Raw genomic sequence first — 18,498 nt, 5'->3', positions numbered from 1 at the left:
CGGGACGGATTGAGATAAAAAACCAGGGGATCTGAATTACCCGAAAATCTACGTAAAATTTTCAAGCAATTCAGATCCCCGTTATTAATAAATCAAAAAATCCTTAAATATTTACCGGCGTCTTTTTCGTACCTGCTTTGGCGTTCTTCTCTGTTCTCCTGGTACGCTGTACAATGCTCATACCGGTACCCACGATAGTAATAATCACACCCAGCCACAGCACGTTGATGTATGGGAATACCAGCGCTTTCATCACCACGTAGTCACTGAAGCCGGCAGCTTCTTTCACTTTCAGCTCGATTTTATTTTCTGCCGGCATGATCTTCGTAAAGCGCACATTCAGGTTGAGCGGCGCCAGTGTGTCTTCCACGCTGTACTGATAGCTGCTGTCGCGGATGAAGTAGATAGGCTGGAGGTTGAAGTGGTCGTCCGTTTGTGTATGTACTTCCAGTTTCGCACCTACCGCCAGGTCATTGGGTTCTGCGATATAGTTTTTGTTTTTAGGTGCGGGCTCCAATCCTTTCAGCACCATAAAACCTTTGGAGAAGAAAATGGAGTCGCCCACTTTCACTTCATGCGCGGTATAAGCCGTGGTATCGGCAGCAGCGGCTTCTGCTTTGTTCGGCGCGGCAGATACGTAGGTGAAGATGTCCCTGGTGAGATAATGTTTGGATGCCGGGTTGGAAGACAACGCATTTTCTTTACGGTTTACGAACGCATCGGGATAAAGGGTAAATCTTTCCTTCACTTCGCCGGTGGTTTTGTCTTTACGCTCATAGTGCATCACGTAGTAGGTTTTCGGATCCCCCTGAGCGGTAGAATCGCCTACGTAGGTCACGTGATAGTCGCCCATCTGTACCTGCACGTCTTTGGGCAGCATAATGTTTTCGCGCGGGTTCTGTTTGCTCTCCTTGCGGAAGAAGCCATCGTTGAGCATCTTCATCCGGTCGATGGAGATCACTTCCATTTTGGAAGAAGAGATCAGCGCACCCAGCAGCACCATACCGAAGCCGATGTGGGCCACAGAAGCGCCGGCGTTTTTCAGCTTGCCTTTCAGGCCACTGAAGATGTAGGTGAAGTTGCCGACAATGGCATAGATGCTGGTGAACAGCATGATATAAATAGCGGTGAGGAAACCTGCACCGTAGTTATCATAAGTGATGGGGCCTTTCCAGGCGATCAGGGCGGTGAACAGTACCGCCAGCGCTGTCGGCAGCCAGATTTTGCGGGTAAAGAACCCTTTGGGGGTATCTTTATATTTCAGGAACTGCACCACGGCTGTCAGTACGCCCAGTACTATCGCAATCCAGATCTGGATTTTGTTGTAGTGGAACATTACATCTGACGGCGGTGCGATGTCGTCCATTTTAAACAGTCCTTTCAGGCCGGTGAAAGCCAGCAGCTGGTTCCATACCGGGATGGAAGTGGTGAAGGTGATCTGGATGGCGGCGATCAGCAGGATCAGCGAACCGACGAACAGCCAGAATTCACGGGAATAGGTGCTTTCCTCTTTGTTGTTGCCCGGGATCTCTTTCCGGCGTGCGATCAGCAGGAAGATGGAAGGCACGGTAAACACGAATATGGTAAACAGCAGCTGGGCGGTCATACCCATATCGGTGAAGGAGTGCACGGAAGTGTCGCCCAGAACGCCGCTCTTCGTCAGGAAGGAAGAGTAGAGGATGAGGACGTAGGAGATAAAGAAAAAGAATACCGTCGATTTAAGGGCGTGGCCGGTGTGTTTGTAGGCCAGCAGGGTATGCAGGCCTGCCACCATCGTCAGCCAGGGCACCAGGGAAGCGTTTTCCACCGGGTCCCAACCCCAGTAACCGCCGAAATTGAGCGATTCATAAGCCCAGGCGGCGCCCATCATGATACCGGTTCCCAGCAGCGCTACCGCGAAGAGGGTCCATGGCAGCACAGGTTTTACCCAGCCGGTATAATCGCGGGTCCAGAGGCCGGCGAAAGCAAAAGCGAACGGGATGATCATGGAAGCGAAGCCGAGGAACAGGATGGGCGGGTGGATCACCATCCAGTAGTTCTGCAGGGTGACGTTGAGGCCGTTACCATCGTGGATATGCTGCATATAGTCCGCCTGCTGGAAGATGGGCGCAGCCTGGTTTTCAGGCGCCTGTCTCAGTAACATGAACGGATTGCTGCCCACTTTATACCCCAGGATGAAGATACCGAGCAGCATGCTGGCGAAGATCACCTGTGCCAGGGAGAACACTGTCATTACCGGCGCTTCCAGGTTTTTGGAAGTACGGATCAGGATAATACCGAGCACGCTGTTCCAGATGCTCCAGAGCAGGAAGCTTCCTTCCTGGTCGGACCAGAGGCTGGAAAAGAGGTACTGGGTCGGCAGGTCCCGGGAAGTATTACGCCAGGCGTATTTATATTCGAAATAGTGATTATTGAGAATAAAGAAAAGGCAACTGAATACAGCGATCACGGAGGCTGACTGGATCACAAAAGACCAGCGGGCCAGTTTTTTCCATGAATCGCGAACGAGCGGCTCTTTGACTTTAACAGCGTTGTAATAAGAGATCGTGGCTACCAATGATGCTACAAATGCCAGAATGGCGAAGAAATGGCCCAGCTGGCCCGGCAATAAGTGTTCCCCTTCAAATTTCATGAGAAATGGTATATAGATTGAAGAATTTAAATATTTTACTATCCAGCCATTTCACGCTTTGACATCCATCAAATAACTAAATAATAAAATATCTAAATCTGAAAATTTTTAAAGCTGTTTGTTGCCCACGACTACCTGATCGTCTTTATATTTAGACGGGCATTTCATGAGTATTTTGCTGCAGTGGAATTCATTACCCTGCATTTTTCCGGTGAGGACCACGGATTCCGCTTTTTCAAAATCTGTAGGTTTGGCGCCGTAGAAAACGACTTTGCGGGTTTCGCCTGATTTATCGTGTACGTAGAAGCTGAATAAGTTGGCATCCTTCAACGGATCGTATTGCATGGCCTGTAAGGTGTCCAGCTTGCCGATCACATGGAACTCCTTTCCCTCTTTCTCACGTGCGGTGGCAAATGTTTCATAGGTGCTGAAATCGCCTACCATGGTTACAATTACACCTATTGCAACCGCAATTACCACCAGCAGAATAATATTTGTTTTTTTCATATGAAAATTATCTTCCCTATTGTTGTGACACAGGCTGTAAAATCCGCTACCAGCAACGCTTCTTCATTTATCTTACCCTACCTGCATTTATCTCTTTCCAATTCACGGGGCAAAATTAACGCAAAATGACCGTCTTCCGACAAAATTTATATAAAAGGCAATTCTTTTTGTGGGAAGGGGGGCTGTAAGTAAACATAATCCTATCTTTGCGCGGAATTTTGAAAAGTAAGATTATATCATGGCTGATTTATCTCAATTTGACCCTAACTCGGTGGGGCTGTTGTCCAACAACATTTTTGGTTTACCTTTTTCAGAAGAAGAGGCCCGACTGGTATTGCTGCCTGTGCCCTGGGAAGTGACTGTTTCTTACAGCAATGGTACCGCACGCGGACCGGAACATATTTTCCGGGCTTCCTTCCAGGTAGACCTTTATGATGCCGACGTAAAGGATGGCTGGAAACAGGGCTTTTTCATGCGTGAGCCGGACAAGCACCTGTTGCTGCGCAGCGACTACCTGCGCAAGGAAGCGGAGCTGTACCTGAAATTCCTCACCGAAGGCGGAGATATCTCTGAAAATGAATTTCTGAAGAAAACGCTGGTGGACGTTAACAACGGCACCCGCGCCATGAATGAATGGGTGTACAACCAGACCAAACAGCTGCTGGAAAAAGGCAAGCTGGTGGCATTGATCGGTGGCGACCACAGCACCCCGCTGGGTTTCTTCAAAGCCATCGGCGAGCAAAAGGGCGATTTCGGCATTCTCCAGATAGATGCTCACTGCGACCTGCGCGACGCCTATGAAGGATTCCAATACTCCCATGCCTCCATTATGTACAATGCGCTGGCAGAAGTGCCGCAACTGACCAAACTGGTACAGGTCGGCATCCGTGATTATTGCGAGGAAGAAGTGGACTACATCAACAACAGCAATGGCCGGGTGGTAACATTCTTCGATAAAAACATCAAAGAACGCCAGTTCGAAGGCGAAACCTGGAAAGCTATCTGCGACAGTATCATAGAAACACTGCCGCAGCAGGTATATATCAGCTTCGATATCGACGGGCTCGATCCCAAACTGTGCCCGCACACCGGTACGCCGGTAGCCGGCGGCTTCGAAGCAGAGCAGATCTATTATCTTTTCAAACGTTTGATCGCCAGCGGCCGCCAGCTGATTGGCTTCGATCTTAACGAGGTGAGCGCTTCCCATGACGACTGGGATGCCAACGTAGGAGCACGCGTATTGTTCAAACTGTGTAACCTGTTGGTAAGCGCTAATTCATAAGCCATGTATAGTCTGCGTATCCTGCACCCGAATACAGCCAGCAGGCTGCGGCTCCTGCCCGTCATGCACGGACTGGTGGGCATCCTGTTCCTGTTTGATGCCATCGGCATTTATAAAGGTCCTCAGCCGAACTGGCTGCTGGTAGGCTTTTTTATGGTCGTAGGCCTTGTTTCCCTGGCCTTCCCCTTTGTGGTGAAGCGCACGCGGAAATTCAGCGAAATCAACAGCATTGCCCGGCTGATACAGGCTTTCATCTGCATCAGCGGCAGCTTATATTTTCTCGGGCATCAGCAGCCTGTCACCGGCCTGCTGATGTTCGCCGTAGGCGTGGGCATGGCCTACATCGGCTGGATGGAATACAAGATATTCCAGCCGGTACATGTAAAGATGGACAATACCGGCATTGTACTGCCCACGACGTTCTCCGAGAGACGGATTGGCTGGAACGAGCTGAATAACGTAATTTTGCGCAACGACCTGTTCACCATGGACTTCAAATCCAATAAAATCATTCAGCTGGAAGTGCTGGACGAGCCCGGACAGGAACAACGTGAAAAAATGAACGGATTTTTCCGGGAAAGACTTGGATAGATTTGGGAATTTTTTGATTTACGATTTTTTGATTGGGAGAAAGAAGCAGCATTTCTTAGTCCCAAAATCGTAAATCCCTAAATCCCTAAATCGTAAATTTATTATATGCTGAAACAAACACCTTACATATTATACTCTGACGGGAAAGGAAACATCTTTGAAGACACCTCCATGCAGGTGGTAGGCCGTAGCGGCTGGGATGCCTTTCCTATTGATCCGGAAGAGTGGATCGAACTTCCTGAAGGCGGTAATCTGTATGAACTGCCCGGCCGCCGCGGTATCGGTATCGATGTCGCTTCCGGCGAAATGGGCCTGTGTGATAAAGGTTGGGCCGTAGCGGCATTCATTCCGCCTGCCCACACCGGCTTTTACCTGGCAGCCTATGAAACCATGCCTGACGCCCCTACTCTGCCGCTGTTTTGTTACACGGCAGTAGGCTGGCTCGATGGCAAGTTTTATGTGCCCGCCACCCGCATTGAAGCCGATATCCGCCAGGAATGCGCCGGCTTCGACGCCAAAAAAGTAAAACAAGGCGTTAAACAATTGATGGACGCTTACCCGCATAACAGGCTGGTGAAGCATCTCGCAGAGAACTGCGCCCTCACTTACGAATGTCCTGCCGCCCGTAATTATTTTATGGGCAGATGGGAATGCCCGATCCCTTCCTCTCCGGCCTGTAACGCCAACTGCGTGGGCTGCATCTCTTTCCAGCCGGAAGACGAAACCATCGTGTCCACACAGGACCGTCTCCGTTTCAAACCTACGGCGGAAGAAATTGTGGAATATACCGTGCCGCACCTGGAAACGGCCCCCTTCCCGATCGTCAGCTTCGGCCAGGGCTGCGAAGGCGAACCGCTGCTGATGTGGGAAACCATCCGCGAGTCTATCCTCGAAATACGTAAACATACGCCTAAAGGCAGCATCAATATCAACACCAACGGCAGCAAGCCCGACGCGGTACGCGCCCTCTGTGAAGCAGGGCTCAACAGCATCCGGGTGAGCCTCAATTCTGCCCAGGAAAAGTATTACACGCCGTATTACCGTCCCAACAACTACAAGTTCGAGGACATCATCGAAAGCCTGAAGGTGGTACGGGAATTTAACGGATGGACTTCCATCAACTATTTTGTTTTTCCGGGGATGACCGATACCGAAGAGGAATATGAAGCCCTGCGCACGCTGATCCGGGAAACCGGCCTGAACATGATCCAGTGGCGCAATTTCAATATCGATCCCGACTGGTACCTGGGCAAACTGGGCATTACCGAGCCCGGTCCCTGCATGGGCATTAAACAGTTACAGGAAATGATCCATGAAGAATTTCCGGACGTGAAGTTTGGTTATTTCAATCCGCCGATAGAGCGTATCAAAGGCGATTACATGGCAGATTTCGCTCACTAAAGCGCTACTTCCTCCCACTCACTGATAAAGCCGCTCCTCTGCGCGTTCTCTTGCCCGAAACGGTATTGACGCGCATAGGCAGACGGCGACATCCCTGTCACTTTCCGGAATACCCGGTTAAAGGTGATAGGATTGTTATACCCTGTTGCGTAAGCTACCGACGCAATGCTTTCCGCGTCGCCGTTGATGATTTTTTTGCAGGCCGCGTTGATACGGATTTCGTTGAGGAATTCGAGATAGGTTTTGCGGGTGTGCTTCTTAAAGTATTTACAGAAGGCGTAGGTGGTCAGATGCGCTACAGAAGCGATCCTTGCCAGGGAGATGTTTTCCGCGTAGTGTTCCAGCGTATACTGGTAGATATCATTCATCCGCAGCCCTTCCGACTCGCTGTAGGCGTGACGCAGGAAGCCGGTGGACAGTGATTTCCAGTCCTTCACCTGCCGGGAGAAGTAAGTCAGCAGCGACATGAAGGCGAATAACCGCTCCGCCCCGGTAAGTTTGCAGAGCCGCATGATTTCGGCGGCCGTTTTTTCTTCGTAAGCTGGCGGCAGTTGCAGGCTGGAGCGGGTTTGCTGCAGGAACTTGCGGACGGATTCCAGCTCCGGCAGCGCCAGCATACCTTTCAGCGCATTGTCGTGGTCGAAGAAAATATGGATGGCGTGGATGTTCTTTTCTTTCAGGTTCTCAAAGTAGCGGGCATCGCCTTTGAACATATGCGGCTGGTTGGCGCCGATCACGTAAATATCGCCGGCTTTGAACGGCTGGGTGTAACTGCCCGCAATCAGGGTACCCTCCCCTTTGATGATGAGGGTGAGCTGCGCCTCTTTATGACGGTGCAGGTAATTATAAAAATAAGGAAGTATGTCCTCCTGGATAACCACAGACCCTTCCTCCGCTACCGGAACAGTAAATTGAATTACTTTCATTTACCAATTTTACTCCTTTTCGGGCAAATTTAGCTATTTCCGGACAATATCCGTTAAGTCTTGAACAATTACGCTGCTATCACTTTCTCCGCCCGCGCCCGCTTCTGTTGCAGCCAGCGGAAACCTGCCGCGGACAGCACGCAGCCGCCGGCCGTAATGGCCCACCAGGAGGTAAAGCCGAGATGTTGCACCACAAAAGCCCCGCTGGTGGGCGACACCACGGTGGCCAGCGAATAAGAGATCGTATACAATGCGGCATATTGTCCGCGGTTATGGTCCTGGCTGCGGCTGATCCAGAAACTGTTCATGAAAGGCAGGCAGAGCATTTCCCCAAAGGTGACCACTATCATAAACACGGCCGCTATGCCCCATACCGGCGGCAGCACACAAAGCAGCACATAGGCCAGGCACACCATCATGGCGCCCCTGGACACGTATACCAGGTTGGGCAGTTTACCGTCCAGGTGATGGATCATCACCATTTCCACCATCACTATCAGCAGGCCGTTGAGCGACATATTCAGTCCGATGGCCCATTCCTTCATTTGCACCACCTCCTTGAAATACAGGGGCACCATGCTCGAAAACTGAAAGAGGCAGATCGCGTTGATCATGCCGAACAGCAGGAACCAGAGGTACAGGCTGTCTTTCCAAACGTTCTCTGTCTGCCCCGTGGCCACGGCTTTTTCCGGTTTGGCCGGCGCCGGCACCGGCGGCAGGAAAATCCGCATCAGCAGCGCTGCTACGATACAGGTGCCGCCATCCACCCAGAACAACCACTGGTAGCTGATGCTGGCCAGAAAGCCTCCTAATGCCGGTCCAACGGACCAGCCGAGGTTGACCGCCAGCCTGTTGAGCGAATAAGAGCGGGTACGGTTCTGCGGCGCGCTGTAGGCGGCAATAGCGATACTGTTGGCCGGCCGGAAGGCGTCTCCCACGGAGCTCAGCACAAATACGCAGATGCATATCTGCGGAAAGGTGCGCATCTGTCCCAATAAAATAAGCAATACGCCGTTAAAGAGGAGGCTCCAGAACTGGACCTGGTAAAAGCCGATACGGTCAGACAGCCAGCCACCCAGTAAAGCACCCACAATAGCGCCGGTGCCGAAGCAGGCCATGACCAGCCCGGCCTGTGCGATGGAAAAATGCAGATGTGCCGTCAGGTAAACGGTGAGGAAAGGAACCACCATGGCGCCGCTGCGGTTGATCAGCAGTACCAGCGACAACCACCAGGTAGCTGCCGAAAGTCCGGTGTAGGCGTTCTGGTAAAGACGGATAGTTTGTTTGAGCAAATTCATACAACGGCCGCAAAATAAAATGCAACAAATAGGATTAACAGCATAGTTTTTGCAAAGATGATAAATTCAGATCGCTGTATCTATATTTTTTTTCATTCAAAAGTTTAACTTTGACGCTTACTGGCGCTTAATCAGCTATCATGGAGGAAAACAACCGTAAAAAAAATATTCAGGCATTAGGAGTAACTATCGGCGTACATGCGCTGCTGTTAGTAGCACTGGTATTTGCCGGTTTCTCGGCGCCTCCGCCCCTGCCCGACCAGGACCTGGGGATGGAAGTCAACCTGGGCACCTCCGATGATGGAATGGGCGACGAACAGCCGCTCAACCCGAACCCTCCCAGTGCAGCAGCATCCACACCTGCCCCCGCAGAAAGTGAACCCGCCGCCACTGAAAAAGATAACAGCGCACCACAGGAAGTAGCTACCCAGGAAGATGAAGAAGCACCGGAGATAAAAAAACCGGAAAAACCGGTTGAAAAACCCAAAGAACTGCCTAAAAAGCTGGAGCCCAAGCCGGTCGCTAAACCGGTGAAGAAACCGGCCGCAGAGCCCAAACCTACGCCTCCGGCGCCCAAACCACAGCCCAAGGCGGTTTATTCCGGCGGTAGCAGCACCAATGCCAATAGCGGCAATGGCGCACAGGGCTCCAATAATTCCACCGGCGAGGGTAACACCGGCAAACCCGGCGACAGGGGCCAGCTTAATGGCGACCCTAACGCCAAAGGCTATACGGGCGGTGGCCTCGGTGGCGGACGTTCAGACTTCCGCCTTAATGGACGTAATCTTATCAGCCGGCCGAGCGTTACCTACGACGGCACCGAGTCCGGTTATATAGCTGTCAACATCAAAGTAGACCAGAAAGGGAACGTGATCGCCGCTACCTTCAGCATGAAAGGCTCCACCCTTAGCAACCCGCAGCTGATAGACATTGCGCGGAAAGCTGCACTCAACGGTCAGTTGAAATACAATGCCAATCCGGACGCGCCTGAAGTGCAGTTCGGTACTATCCGTTTTTATTTTAAAGCAGAATAGCGACCATTTACGGATTTACGGATTTTGTGATTTTTGATTAGTGAATTTTTTGATTGGAGCTGTCACGAGATCAAAAAAGATTTACGGATTTTCTGATTTGTGAATTTTTTGATTGGAGCTGTGACATGATCAAAAAAGAATTTCCCATGTAGTTACAATCAGCAAATCCATAAATCCATAAATCCGTAAGTCCATAAATCTTTTTGAGAAACCTGTCTTTTTTTATTAGCCAACGATGAGAATGCACCGAATCCTGTTCAGCACTGTTTTGTTTTTATGGCCGGCATACGCCGCCGTGGCCCAGACATTTCCCGGCTACAATACCAGCAACTATGCCGGTATCCACGGAGTAATTTCCAATCCTGCCAGCGCGGCAGGCTATCGTTACAAATGGGACGTAAACATTATCGGCGCCGATGTGAAAGGGGGCAACACCTACATGAAGGTACCCAAGTCCATCCTGTTTAATCCGCCTCCCCGCAACAAATGGGTGCGCAACCAGGACTATTTCCTGGACACCGCCGCCAACCGCCGCCAGAACGGATGGGGCATGGCTGAAATAGTGATGCCTTCCGTGTTATACGCTATCGACGAAAAACAATCCGTGTCTTTTATATGGCGCGTGCGCGCCAGCGCCAGCGGCGGCAATCTGCCCACGCCGCTGGCCAACTTCTTCGGCAACGACTATCCCAACATCCAATACCGTGGTAAAAATCTCAATATTGAAAAAGTGGGCGTAGGCGCACATATCTGGAATGAGCTGGGCTTCAGCTACGCCCGTACCATCCATGAAGGTTATACCAGCCGCTGGAAAGCCGGCGTAACGGTAAAACTGCTGAGCGGCATCGCCGCCGGCTACGCCCAGGTGGCCAACGCCAGCTTTGTCCTCAACGACAGACGCAACGGAGATATCACCAGCGGCACCCTGCGGTATGCCTACAGTGAAGAACTGGACCACTGGCAGAAACCATACACCCGCAACCTCCAGCTCTTTCATAACAACGGCGCAGGCTTCGACCTCGGCGTTATCTATGAGTACCGTCCCGACAACGGCGGCTTCGGCCAGTTCGAAGGCACCGATGCCGATGAGTATAAATTCCGTCTCGGCTTATCGCTCAACGATATCGGCAGGATTAAATACCGGAAAGGCGCCAATAACACCGATCTCGATCTCCGGAAACAGGACATCAACCCCAATGAGATCACCTACAAAGACAACGAGAGCCTGAAACAATACTCTACACGGTTAAACCGCTATTTCACGCCTATCCCCGGCGATGACAGCAGCTTCGTGATGGCCTTGCCCGCCTCTCTTCAGCTGATGGGCGATTATAATATCAACGGCCGCTTTTTTGTAAGCGCCAACGCCATCATTGCACTGAACGCAGGAAAAAACGGGCTGGCGAGAACATATGCCATGACCCAGGTGTTAATTACACCACGGTACGAAACCGAACTGTTCGGCGCCTATATGCCGTTTGTAGTGAACCACAACGGACAGGCGGATGTAGGGGCAGGCTTTCGTATCGGCCCGTTGGTACTGGGATCTTACAGCCTTTTTACCACGCTTTTCCAACATCGCATCAACCATACGGATGCTTTCGTAGCTTTGCGGATCAATCCGGGCATGTTGGGTAAAGGCAACAAAAACAAAGGCCAGCTGGGATGCCCGGTAAATTTTTAATTTACCTTTATGAATGCATATCAGGAAGCACTGGACTATCTCTACGGGCAACTGCCCATGTTTACCAAAGTAGGGGCCAGCGCTTATAAAACAGACCTGCATAATACGGTCGCTTTATTACAACAGCTCAACCATCCGCAGCATACTTTTAAAACCATACACGTTGCCGGGACTAACGGCAAAGGCTCTACCAGCCACATGCTGGCCGCCATCCTGCAACAGGCGGGTTATAAGACCGGCCTGTACACTTCCCCTCACCTGCTGGACTTCCGCGAGCGTATCCGGATCAACGGGCAGGTAGCGCCGGAGGACTTTGTGGTGAACTTCACCAACAACATGCGGCCGTTCATTGAAAGCATTTCGCCTTCCTTTTTCGAGCTGACTGTAGCCATGGCCTTCCAGTATTTCGCCCAGGAGAAAGTGGACATCGCGGTCATAGAAGTAGGACTGGGCGGCCGGCTCGACAGCACGAACGTAATTACGCCGGAGCTGTCTGTCATCACCAATATCAGCTTTGACCATAAAAATATCCTAGGCGATACCCTTCCCCTGATCGCATCCGAAAAAGCCGGCATTATCAAACCCGGCGTACCGGTAGTGATCAGCGAGACACAATCCGAAATACAATGGGTGTTCCGCGAAAAGGCTGCCGAAACCGGCTCCCCTGTCCACTTTGCTGACCAGGAATGGATGGTGGACGGCAGTATCATCAAAGACAATCATCTTGAGCTAACGTTACTGGATACACGAAAAGGGGCCATGCATCATATCCGGCTGGACCTAAGCGGGCAATACCAGGAAAAAAATGTGATGGGCGTGTTGTCGGCCGTAAAGGTGCTGCAGCAGCAGGGCTGGCATATTACGTGGGACCATGTGCTGGCGGCGTTATCGCATGTGCGCAAGCTGACAGGGCTGCGGGGCCGCTGGGAAGTAGTCGGCGAAAAGCCGCTCACGGTAATGGATGTAGGGCATAATGAAGCCGGCATCCGCGAAGTGGTACAGCAGCTGGAGCATGTCAACTACCAGCAGCTGCATATTGTCACCGGTTTTGTAAAAGATAAAGAGGTGGATAATGTGTTGCCGCTGTTCCCGGCCACGGCTATCTATTATTTCTGCCGGGCCCAGATACCGCGGGCGCTGGACGAAGTAGCGCTGGCAGAGATGGCGGCGCGGCACGGACTGCAGGGCCGCCCCTACGAGTCCGTACAGGCGGCGTTGCAGGCGGCGCGGCAACATGCCAGACCGGAAGACATGATCCTGGTATGCGGCAGTTTCTTTATCGTGGCAGAAGCGATGTAATTATTTCATTTCCATACGTCCCATGTGCATCAGCGCGTAACAGAGGCCGGTCACATGCAGGCTGTGGACAATTTTGTTGTCCAGTATCAGCTGCTGCACTTCGGGAACAGACATCAGCACCACTTCAATTTCTTCGTTGTGGTCCAGCTGTTGTTCTTTCACTTTACGGCCGCCGGTAGCGAGGAACATATGCGTGTAGTTGTTACTGGAGGCCGTATTGGCAGCCACCTTTCCCAGCGATATCAATTCACTGAATTCATAGCCGGTTTCTTCCAGCAGTTCACGTTCCATGGCAAATTCCGGAGAGGGGTCGGTAGCGTCCATAGTGCCACCGGGAATTTCCAGCAGCGTTTGACCGATCCCCTGCCGGTACTGGCGGATCATGATCACCTGCCCGTCTTCCGTGAGGGCTACGGCATTTACCCAGTCGTTGTATTCCAGTACGTAGTAAGGCTCTACAATGGTCCCCTGCGGGGTAATGCATTTGTCTTTACGCGCGGTTAACCAATCGTCTTTGAAAAGATATTCAGACGACAGCAGTTTCCAGTCCATATTCATAATAATACTTTACCAGTTCATGCGTTCCTTCAGTCCCTGTATATGGCCGAGGTGGTGCTTTCCGTGCCAGGCATAATTGGCGGCCACGGTTTTCATATTAAAGCGCCGGCCATGTTCCGGGTGGATGAAAGAACGTTCCCATTGTTCGGGTGTCAGGCGTTCCATGAGGTTGGCCCAACGGGTGTGCAGGGCGTGCAGCAGCGTGATGGACACATTGATGGGTGTGTTTTTCACGTCTTCCAGTTCGGCCCATGCGGCTTCATCGTATGGTTTAATAATAGGTTTTTCTTCTGTCAGCGCCATTTTCATGCGGGTAATAGCATTGATATGGCTGTCTGCCAGGTGATGTACCACCTGAGTTATATTCCAGCCGCCGGGCCGGTAGGGCTTCTGCAGCTGGAAAGCGTCCAGGTTTTGCACGGCCATTTCCACCAGGGTGGGCAGGTCGCGGATATCGTTGATATATTCCCGCAGCATAGCGGGACTATAATCCGGCAGCGGTTCAAAACGACCAATAGGATATTGTAATGCTTCCATAAGCGGGTTTATTAAGACTCGCGAAGATCTTTTCCCGTAAGATGGATAAACACATCTTCCAGGTTGGCTTTCTTCACTTCTTTGCTACGCTCGAACCCTTTGGATACGAGGTTATCGATGAGGGCGTCGGGCGAATCGATGGCGATCACCTGTCCGCTGTCCACGATGGCGCAGCGGTCGCACAGGAATTCAGCTTCATCCATATAGTGGGTGGTGATCACTACGGTGGTGCCCTGTGCCCGTACCTGCAGGATCAGGTCCCACAGATTGCGTCTTGCCTGCGGATCGAGGCCGGTAGTGGGCTCGTCGAGGAAGATGATGCGTGGCTTATTGATCAGGGTAGTGGCGATAGAAAAACGTTGTTTCTGGCCACCGGAGAGTTCCTTGTATTTTGCTTTTGCTTTGTCTTCCAGGTTGAAGAGGCGCAGCAGTTCGATGGGTTGCACCGGCTGGTTGTACAGGCCGCCGAACATCTCGATGAGTTCCACGAGGTTCAGCCCGGGATAGTAGCCGGAGCTTTGCAGCTGTACGCCGATGATTTTCTTAATATCGTTGGGAGCGGTGTCCAGGTCGAATCCGCCGACGGTCACCTGGCCTTCCGTTTTTTCGCGTAATGTTTCAATGATCTCAAGGGTGGTGGACTTCCCGGCGCCGTTAGGGCCCAACAGGCCGAATATCTCATGTTCGTACACGTCAAAGCTGATTCCCTTTACTGCGGTGAATTCCCCGTATTTTTTCACCAGGTTCCTCACCTCAATGATCTTGTTCTTTTCCATGCCACCAAATTATAAAAGATTTACGGATTTTGGGATTTACGGATTTTCGAATTTTGGGGTTTGGATCATAAACACCCGGAAATCGCTTTTTATTTAATATTTAAATATCTAAATATTTGATTATTAAAATAAAAATCGGATTCCGCGCTTTCAATCCCGAAATCCAAAAATTCGAAAATCCATAAATCCCAAAATCTGTAATTCAGTTAGTGTTTAATAAACACTTGTGTAAAGAAGGTAATTCTTCCTTTACCGGCGGTGCCTATGCCGATCATGTTATAGTCCCCCAGCATATTGCGCCGGTGGCCTGGGCTTTTGATCCAGCCATCCACCACGGCCTGGGCGTCGAGGGTGCCATAGGCCACGTTTTCAGCGGCGGCGCCTACCCGGCCCATTTTTTTGGTGATGTAGGCCACACGGTCTTCAAAACCTTCGTGCCCGAAACCGGTGCTGCCGTTAGCCATATCGCGGCTGTGGCGGCGCGCCTGCTGGCTGATGGTTTCATCCAGCTGCAACGGTTTCAGTCCTTTGGATTGACGGAATTTGTTGGTGTAATAGAGGATCTGTTCGTCGAGACTTCCTCCTGTTGCGGTGCTGTCTGCGCGGCTGGTGGCACGTGAACACGCGCTTACCTGGAATGCGGCAAACATGGCGAGCAGTAATACAAGGACACTGCGGCTTTTCAAAATGGACATAAAATTGATGGTTAATAATGATAACTAACAGCCTGTAAGCAAGCGCTGTACCAAAATTACGAATTACGAATTACGAATTACGAATTGAGGGCTGTCTTATGAGGCAGTTACTAAGTAACCTTCCCTAAGACAGCCCTCAATTCGTAATTCGTAATTACTTATTCATAATGTCTTTCCAGGTCTCCATCATGTTTTTGGAACCGATAAAAATGGGCACCCGCTGGTGCAATTGTACCGGTTTCAGTTCCAGCAGGCGTTGGCGGCTATTGGCCATAGACATCCCGCCGGCTTTTTCCATGAGGAAAGACATGGGGTTACACTCGTAGCAGAGCCGCAGACGGCCTGATTTATACTTGCCGAAGGCAGGGTACATGAAGATACCTCCCTGTATAAGCGTACGGTGTATTTCCGCTACCATGCATCCTACAAAACGGTGACGGTAGATACGGTCGTTTTCATTTCTCGCCATAAAATGATCGATGGATTGGCGTACCTTATCTTCATACAGGTGATAGTAACCTACGTTGACGGAGAAAATATCGCTTTCCGGCGGGCATTTCAGGTTGGGGTGCGAGAGGCAGAACTCCCCGATGGAAGGATCAAGGGTAAAGCCCTGCACGCTGCGGCGGGTAGCATAGACCATCATGGTGGAAGATCCGTAGATGATATAACCGGCGGCAATCTGCTGGGTGCCCGGCTGCAGGAAATCCTCCAGGTTGCACTCCTCTCCTTCTGCCGACAGGCGGCGGTACACGGAGAAGATAGTGCCGATAGACACATTCACGTCAATATTGCTGGAGCCGTCCAACGGATCGAGCAATACAACATATTTGGATTTTTTGGAGTGTTCGTCGTTAAAGGCGATAAAGTGTTCTTCCTCTTCAGAAGCAACACCGCAGCAGTAAATACTGGTGCGCAGTGAGTTGATAAACTGTTCGTTGGCAAATTCGTCGAGTTTCTTTACGGATTCCCCCTGAACATTGGTTTTTCCGGCTTCGCCCAGGATATCGGCGATACCGGCCTTGTTTACCTCCACATTTACCCTTTTAGCCGCCAGACCGATATCACGCAGTAAACCTGACAACTGGCCGGTGGCACCGGGATAGTTACGTAATTCCTGGATGGTGAATTCATCCAGGGTCATTACCTTTTGCTTGTGATTCATAACGTTATTTCAGTTTTCCGGGACGAAATTAACGGAATAAGCGCTTATTTTAAAGGAAATGTCATTTCTCTGTAAACAGATTTTAAAACAATTCTAAACTTGCCTTACTTTGCCAAATAATTTTTAAAAGGACAAACTATCATATGAAGGTTTTCAAGTTTGGCGGCGCAAGTTTAGAAAGTGTTGAACGCATTAAGCAAGTAGCACAGATCGTCCAGTCATTTCCGGACGACAAACTCCTGATCGTTATCTCTGCCATGGGAAAAACGACCAATGAACTGGAAAAGGTGGCGCAGAACTTTTACATGCGTAAAAGGGAAATAGCCGCCCAGTTGTTGTACAATGTGGAACAGCAGCATATCCAGGTGGCCGAGTCCCTGCTGGGCAACCGTGAGCATCCGCTCTTTCAGCAGCTGCAGCAGTTCTTTACCGAAGCGGAATGGACGCTGGGCGAAAAACCGCTGCGGGCGTATGACTACTATTACGATCAGCTGGTAAGCATGGGCGAATTGCTCAGCACCGCCATCGTCAGCGCCTTCTTTAACACCATCGGCTTATCCAATACCTGGGTGGATGTCCGGGACGTGTTCCGCACAGACGATAACTTCCGGGACGCCAATATCGACTGGGCGTTTACCCAGAAACAGGTAACGGAAAAGGTAGTGCCGCTGTTTAACCAGACCAATATCGTCATTGCACAGGGCTTCATTGGCAGTACCGACCAGAACGAGAGCGTGACGCTGGGCCGGGAAGGCTCCGACTATTCCGCCGCCGTATTCGCCAATATGCTCGACGCCGAAAGCCAGACCATCTGGAAAGACGTGGAAGGCCTGAAAAACGCCGACCCGAAACTGTTCCCCAATACGGTCAATATTCCGGAGATCAGCTACGGAGAAGTGATTGAAATGGCTTACTACGGTGCGCAGGTGATCCACCCGAAAACCATCAAACCACTGCAGAACAAACAGATCCCGCTGCTGGTGAAATGTTTTCTCGACAAAAACCTGCCCGGCACCGTCATCAGGGAACAGGCAGACGTCCGCCAGCTGCCGCCCATCATCGTACTGAAAAGAAACCAGGTACTGCTGACGCTGACGTCCAAAGACTATGCGTTTATCACAGAAGATAAGATCAGCGACATCTACGAAACGTTCCATCGCCTGAAAGTAAAGATCAACCTGATGCAGAACGGGGCCATCACCTTCTCCTGCTGCATCGACCACAACCCGGAAAAGATTGAGCTGCTGATCAAGGCGCTGCATAATGACTTTAAAATTTCCTATAACGAAGCGCTGGAACTGCTGACCGTACGCTACTACCAGGACGGCCTCCTCGAGGACCTCAGCAACCACCATACGGTGCTGCTGGAACAACGTTCCAAAGTGACCGTGCAAAGGCTGCTCAAAAAGTAGCTTCTCGCAAAGCGCGCTAAGGTTTTGCCCGCGTTTTCAGGTAATTAAGAGCGCAAAGACCGGAAGGTCACCTTTTGCCAACTGTATTATATTATCAACCGATTTACTTAACCGGGTTGGTGCATGATCGGGTTTTCCCAATAGTTGTTTCGGCGATCAATCGCTCTTTGCGCTCTTCCTTAAAACCTTAGCAAGCTTTGCGAGAAAAAACCGCTTATCCCCGGATTTTAACAACCATACCATTCCCCGTTTTTAAATCAATTCCCGGCTTAATTTTACATTGGTTTCCACTGCTTTGAGATCGGAACAGGCGCCCTCCTGCCCCAAATGGAAATTTTTTTTTGACCGGAGGTGCAACCTTTTTTCAGAAGGGTCGTCTTTAAGATGTAAAAAGTACTATAAGATGAAAAAAGCCGCCCTGTTACTGATAGTTACCAGCTGTATCGCGTTAGTTCTCGCCTCCAAAGGCCTGCTGAAAGATATGGCCCCGATGCAGAGCAGTTCTCCGGATATACTGCCTTTATTTGTGATAACAGATGCCAATTGGCCCGGCGCATTACCCACCCGCCAGGCTGATGCCGATGTTAACCCCGATAACGCGCAGTTGCGGCCGAAACCTATTCAGGACGCTGTAAAAACTATTGTCGATATATACCATTCACAAAACCAGATCCGGCAGTAATCAATAGACTGTCCTCCTA

At 50.8% G+C, this 18,498-nt stretch carries 17 protein-coding genes; 8 read left to right on the top strand and 9 right to left on the bottom strand.

Annotated features, from left to right (window positions below):
- Nucleotides 1–103 precede the first annotated feature (103 nt).
- Nucleotides 104–2,632: a cytochrome c biogenesis protein CcsA gene (gene ccsA, locus HF324_RS11280; protein ID WP_168859802.1), complete on the bottom strand. Its 2,529-nt coding sequence runs from the start codon at nucleotides 2,630–2,632 to the stop codon at nucleotides 104–106.
- A gap of 108 nt (nucleotides 2,633–2,740) precedes the next feature.
- Nucleotides 2,741–3,139, bottom strand: coding sequence for a cytochrome c maturation protein CcmE domain-containing protein (locus tag HF324_RS11275; protein WP_168802556.1), 399 nt, complete (start codon nucleotides 3,137–3,139; stop codon nucleotides 2,741–2,743).
- Between the two features lie 238 nt (nucleotides 3,140–3,377).
- On the opposite strand from HF324_RS11275, the gene HF324_RS11270 reads away from it, so the two are divergent.
- The 3 genes from HF324_RS11270 (at nucleotide 3,378) to HF324_RS11260 (ending at nucleotide 6,413) form a co-directional block, all read left to right on the top strand.
- Nucleotides 3,378–4,421, top strand: coding sequence for an agmatinase family protein (locus tag HF324_RS11270; RefSeq protein ID WP_168802555.1), 1,044 nt, complete (start codon nucleotides 3,378–3,380; stop codon nucleotides 4,419–4,421).
- 3 nt (nucleotides 4,422–4,424) lie between these two features.
- Entirely contained in the window at nucleotides 4,425–5,012 is a 588-nt protein-coding gene (locus HF324_RS11265; RefSeq protein ID WP_168802554.1) for a hypothetical protein, read from the top strand.
- Between the two features lie 105 nt (nucleotides 5,013–5,117).
- Nucleotides 5,118–6,413 carry a radical SAM family protein gene (locus tag HF324_RS11260; RefSeq protein ID WP_168802553.1) on the top strand — a complete coding sequence of 432 codons (1,296 nt, stop codon included), beginning with the start codon at nucleotides 5,118–5,120 and terminating at the stop codon, nucleotides 6,411–6,413.
- Here HF324_RS11260 and HF324_RS11255 read toward each other — a convergent pair.
- On the bottom strand, nucleotides 6,410–7,339 hold the full coding sequence (locus tag HF324_RS11255; protein ID WP_168802552.1) for an AraC family transcriptional regulator: 930 nt from the start codon (nucleotides 7,337–7,339) through the stop codon (nucleotides 6,410–6,412). The genes HF324_RS11260 and HF324_RS11255 overlap by 4 nt on opposite strands.
- A 68-nt stretch (nucleotides 7,340–7,407) precedes the next feature.
- Complete coding sequence (locus HF324_RS11250; protein ID WP_220101298.1) at nucleotides 7,408–8,637, bottom strand: MFS transporter; 1,230 nt, start codon at nucleotides 8,635–8,637, stop codon at nucleotides 7,408–7,410.
- Nucleotides 8,638–8,777: 140 nt separating this feature from the next.
- Here HF324_RS11250 and HF324_RS11245 point away from each other — a divergent pair, with 140 nt between their 5' ends.
- The 3 genes from HF324_RS11245 to HF324_RS11235 all read left to right on the top strand — a co-directional run bounded on the left by HF324_RS11245 (nucleotide 8,778) and on the right by HF324_RS11235 (nucleotide 12,654).
- Entirely contained in the window at nucleotides 8,778–9,671 is an 894-nt protein-coding gene (locus tag HF324_RS11245; RefSeq protein ID WP_168802551.1) for an energy transducer TonB, read from the top strand.
- Nucleotides 9,672–9,906: 235 nt separating this feature from the next.
- Nucleotides 9,907–11,355, top strand: a complete 1,449-nt coding sequence (locus HF324_RS11240; protein ID WP_168859801.1) for a DUF5723 family protein — start codon at nucleotides 9,907–9,909, stop codon at nucleotides 11,353–11,355.
- Nucleotides 11,356–11,364: 9 nt separating this feature from the next.
- The gene (locus HF324_RS11235) at nucleotides 11,365–12,654 is read left to right on the top strand and encodes a bifunctional folylpolyglutamate synthase/dihydrofolate synthase (RefSeq protein ID WP_168802549.1); all 1,290 of its coding nucleotides are present in this window, start codon (nucleotides 11,365–11,367) and stop codon (nucleotides 12,652–12,654) included.
- Here HF324_RS11235 and HF324_RS11230 read toward each other — a convergent pair whose 3' ends face one another.
- From HF324_RS11230 to fbp, 5 genes are all read right to left on the bottom strand, one after another.
- Nucleotides 12,655–13,212: an NUDIX hydrolase gene (locus tag HF324_RS11230; protein ID WP_258539490.1), complete on the bottom strand. Its 558-nt coding sequence runs from the start codon at nucleotides 13,210–13,212 to the stop codon at nucleotides 12,655–12,657.
- Between the two features lie 9 nt (nucleotides 13,213–13,221).
- Nucleotides 13,222–13,749: a YfiT family bacillithiol transferase gene (locus tag HF324_RS11225; protein WP_168802548.1), complete on the bottom strand. Its 528-nt coding sequence runs from the start codon at nucleotides 13,747–13,749 to the stop codon at nucleotides 13,222–13,224.
- Nucleotides 13,750–13,760: 11 nt separating this feature from the next.
- Entirely contained in the window at nucleotides 13,761–14,525 is a 765-nt protein-coding gene (locus HF324_RS11220; protein ID WP_168802547.1) for an ABC transporter ATP-binding protein, read from the bottom strand.
- Nucleotides 14,526–14,731: 206 nt separating this feature from the next.
- Nucleotides 14,732–15,220 carry a CAP domain-containing protein gene (locus HF324_RS11215; RefSeq protein WP_220100727.1) on the bottom strand — a complete coding sequence of 163 codons (489 nt, stop codon included), beginning with the start codon at nucleotides 15,218–15,220 and terminating at the stop codon, nucleotides 14,732–14,734.
- A 154-nt stretch (nucleotides 15,221–15,374) separates the two neighbouring features.
- Nucleotides 15,375–16,385 (bottom strand): class 1 fructose-bisphosphatase, encoded by a 1,011-nt coding sequence (fbp, locus tag HF324_RS11210; protein WP_168802546.1) that lies wholly within the window; start codon nucleotides 16,383–16,385, stop codon nucleotides 15,375–15,377.
- Nucleotides 16,386–16,528: 143 nt separating this feature from the next.
- On the opposite strand from fbp, the gene HF324_RS11205 reads away from it, so the two are divergent.
- Together HF324_RS11205 and HF324_RS11200 are read left to right on the top strand one after the other, a co-directional pair.
- Nucleotides 16,529–17,797 carry an aspartate kinase gene (locus tag HF324_RS11205; RefSeq protein ID WP_168802545.1) on the top strand — a complete coding sequence of 423 codons (1,269 nt, stop codon included), beginning with the start codon at nucleotides 16,529–16,531 and terminating at the stop codon, nucleotides 17,795–17,797.
- Nucleotides 17,798–18,200: 403 nt separating this feature from the next.
- The gene (locus HF324_RS11200; protein ID WP_168802544.1) at nucleotides 18,201–18,479 is read left to right on the top strand and encodes a hypothetical protein; all 279 of its coding nucleotides are present in this window, start codon (nucleotides 18,201–18,203) and stop codon (nucleotides 18,477–18,479) included.
- Nucleotides 18,480–18,498 lie beyond the last annotated feature (19 nt).

Origin of the sequence: Chitinophaga oryzae, from assembly GCF_012516375.2 — a bacterium.
Lineage (GTDB): Bacteria > Bacteroidota > Bacteroidia > Chitinophagales > Chitinophagaceae > Chitinophaga > Chitinophaga oryzae.
This window is presented reverse-complemented; position numbering and strand designations above follow the sequence as displayed.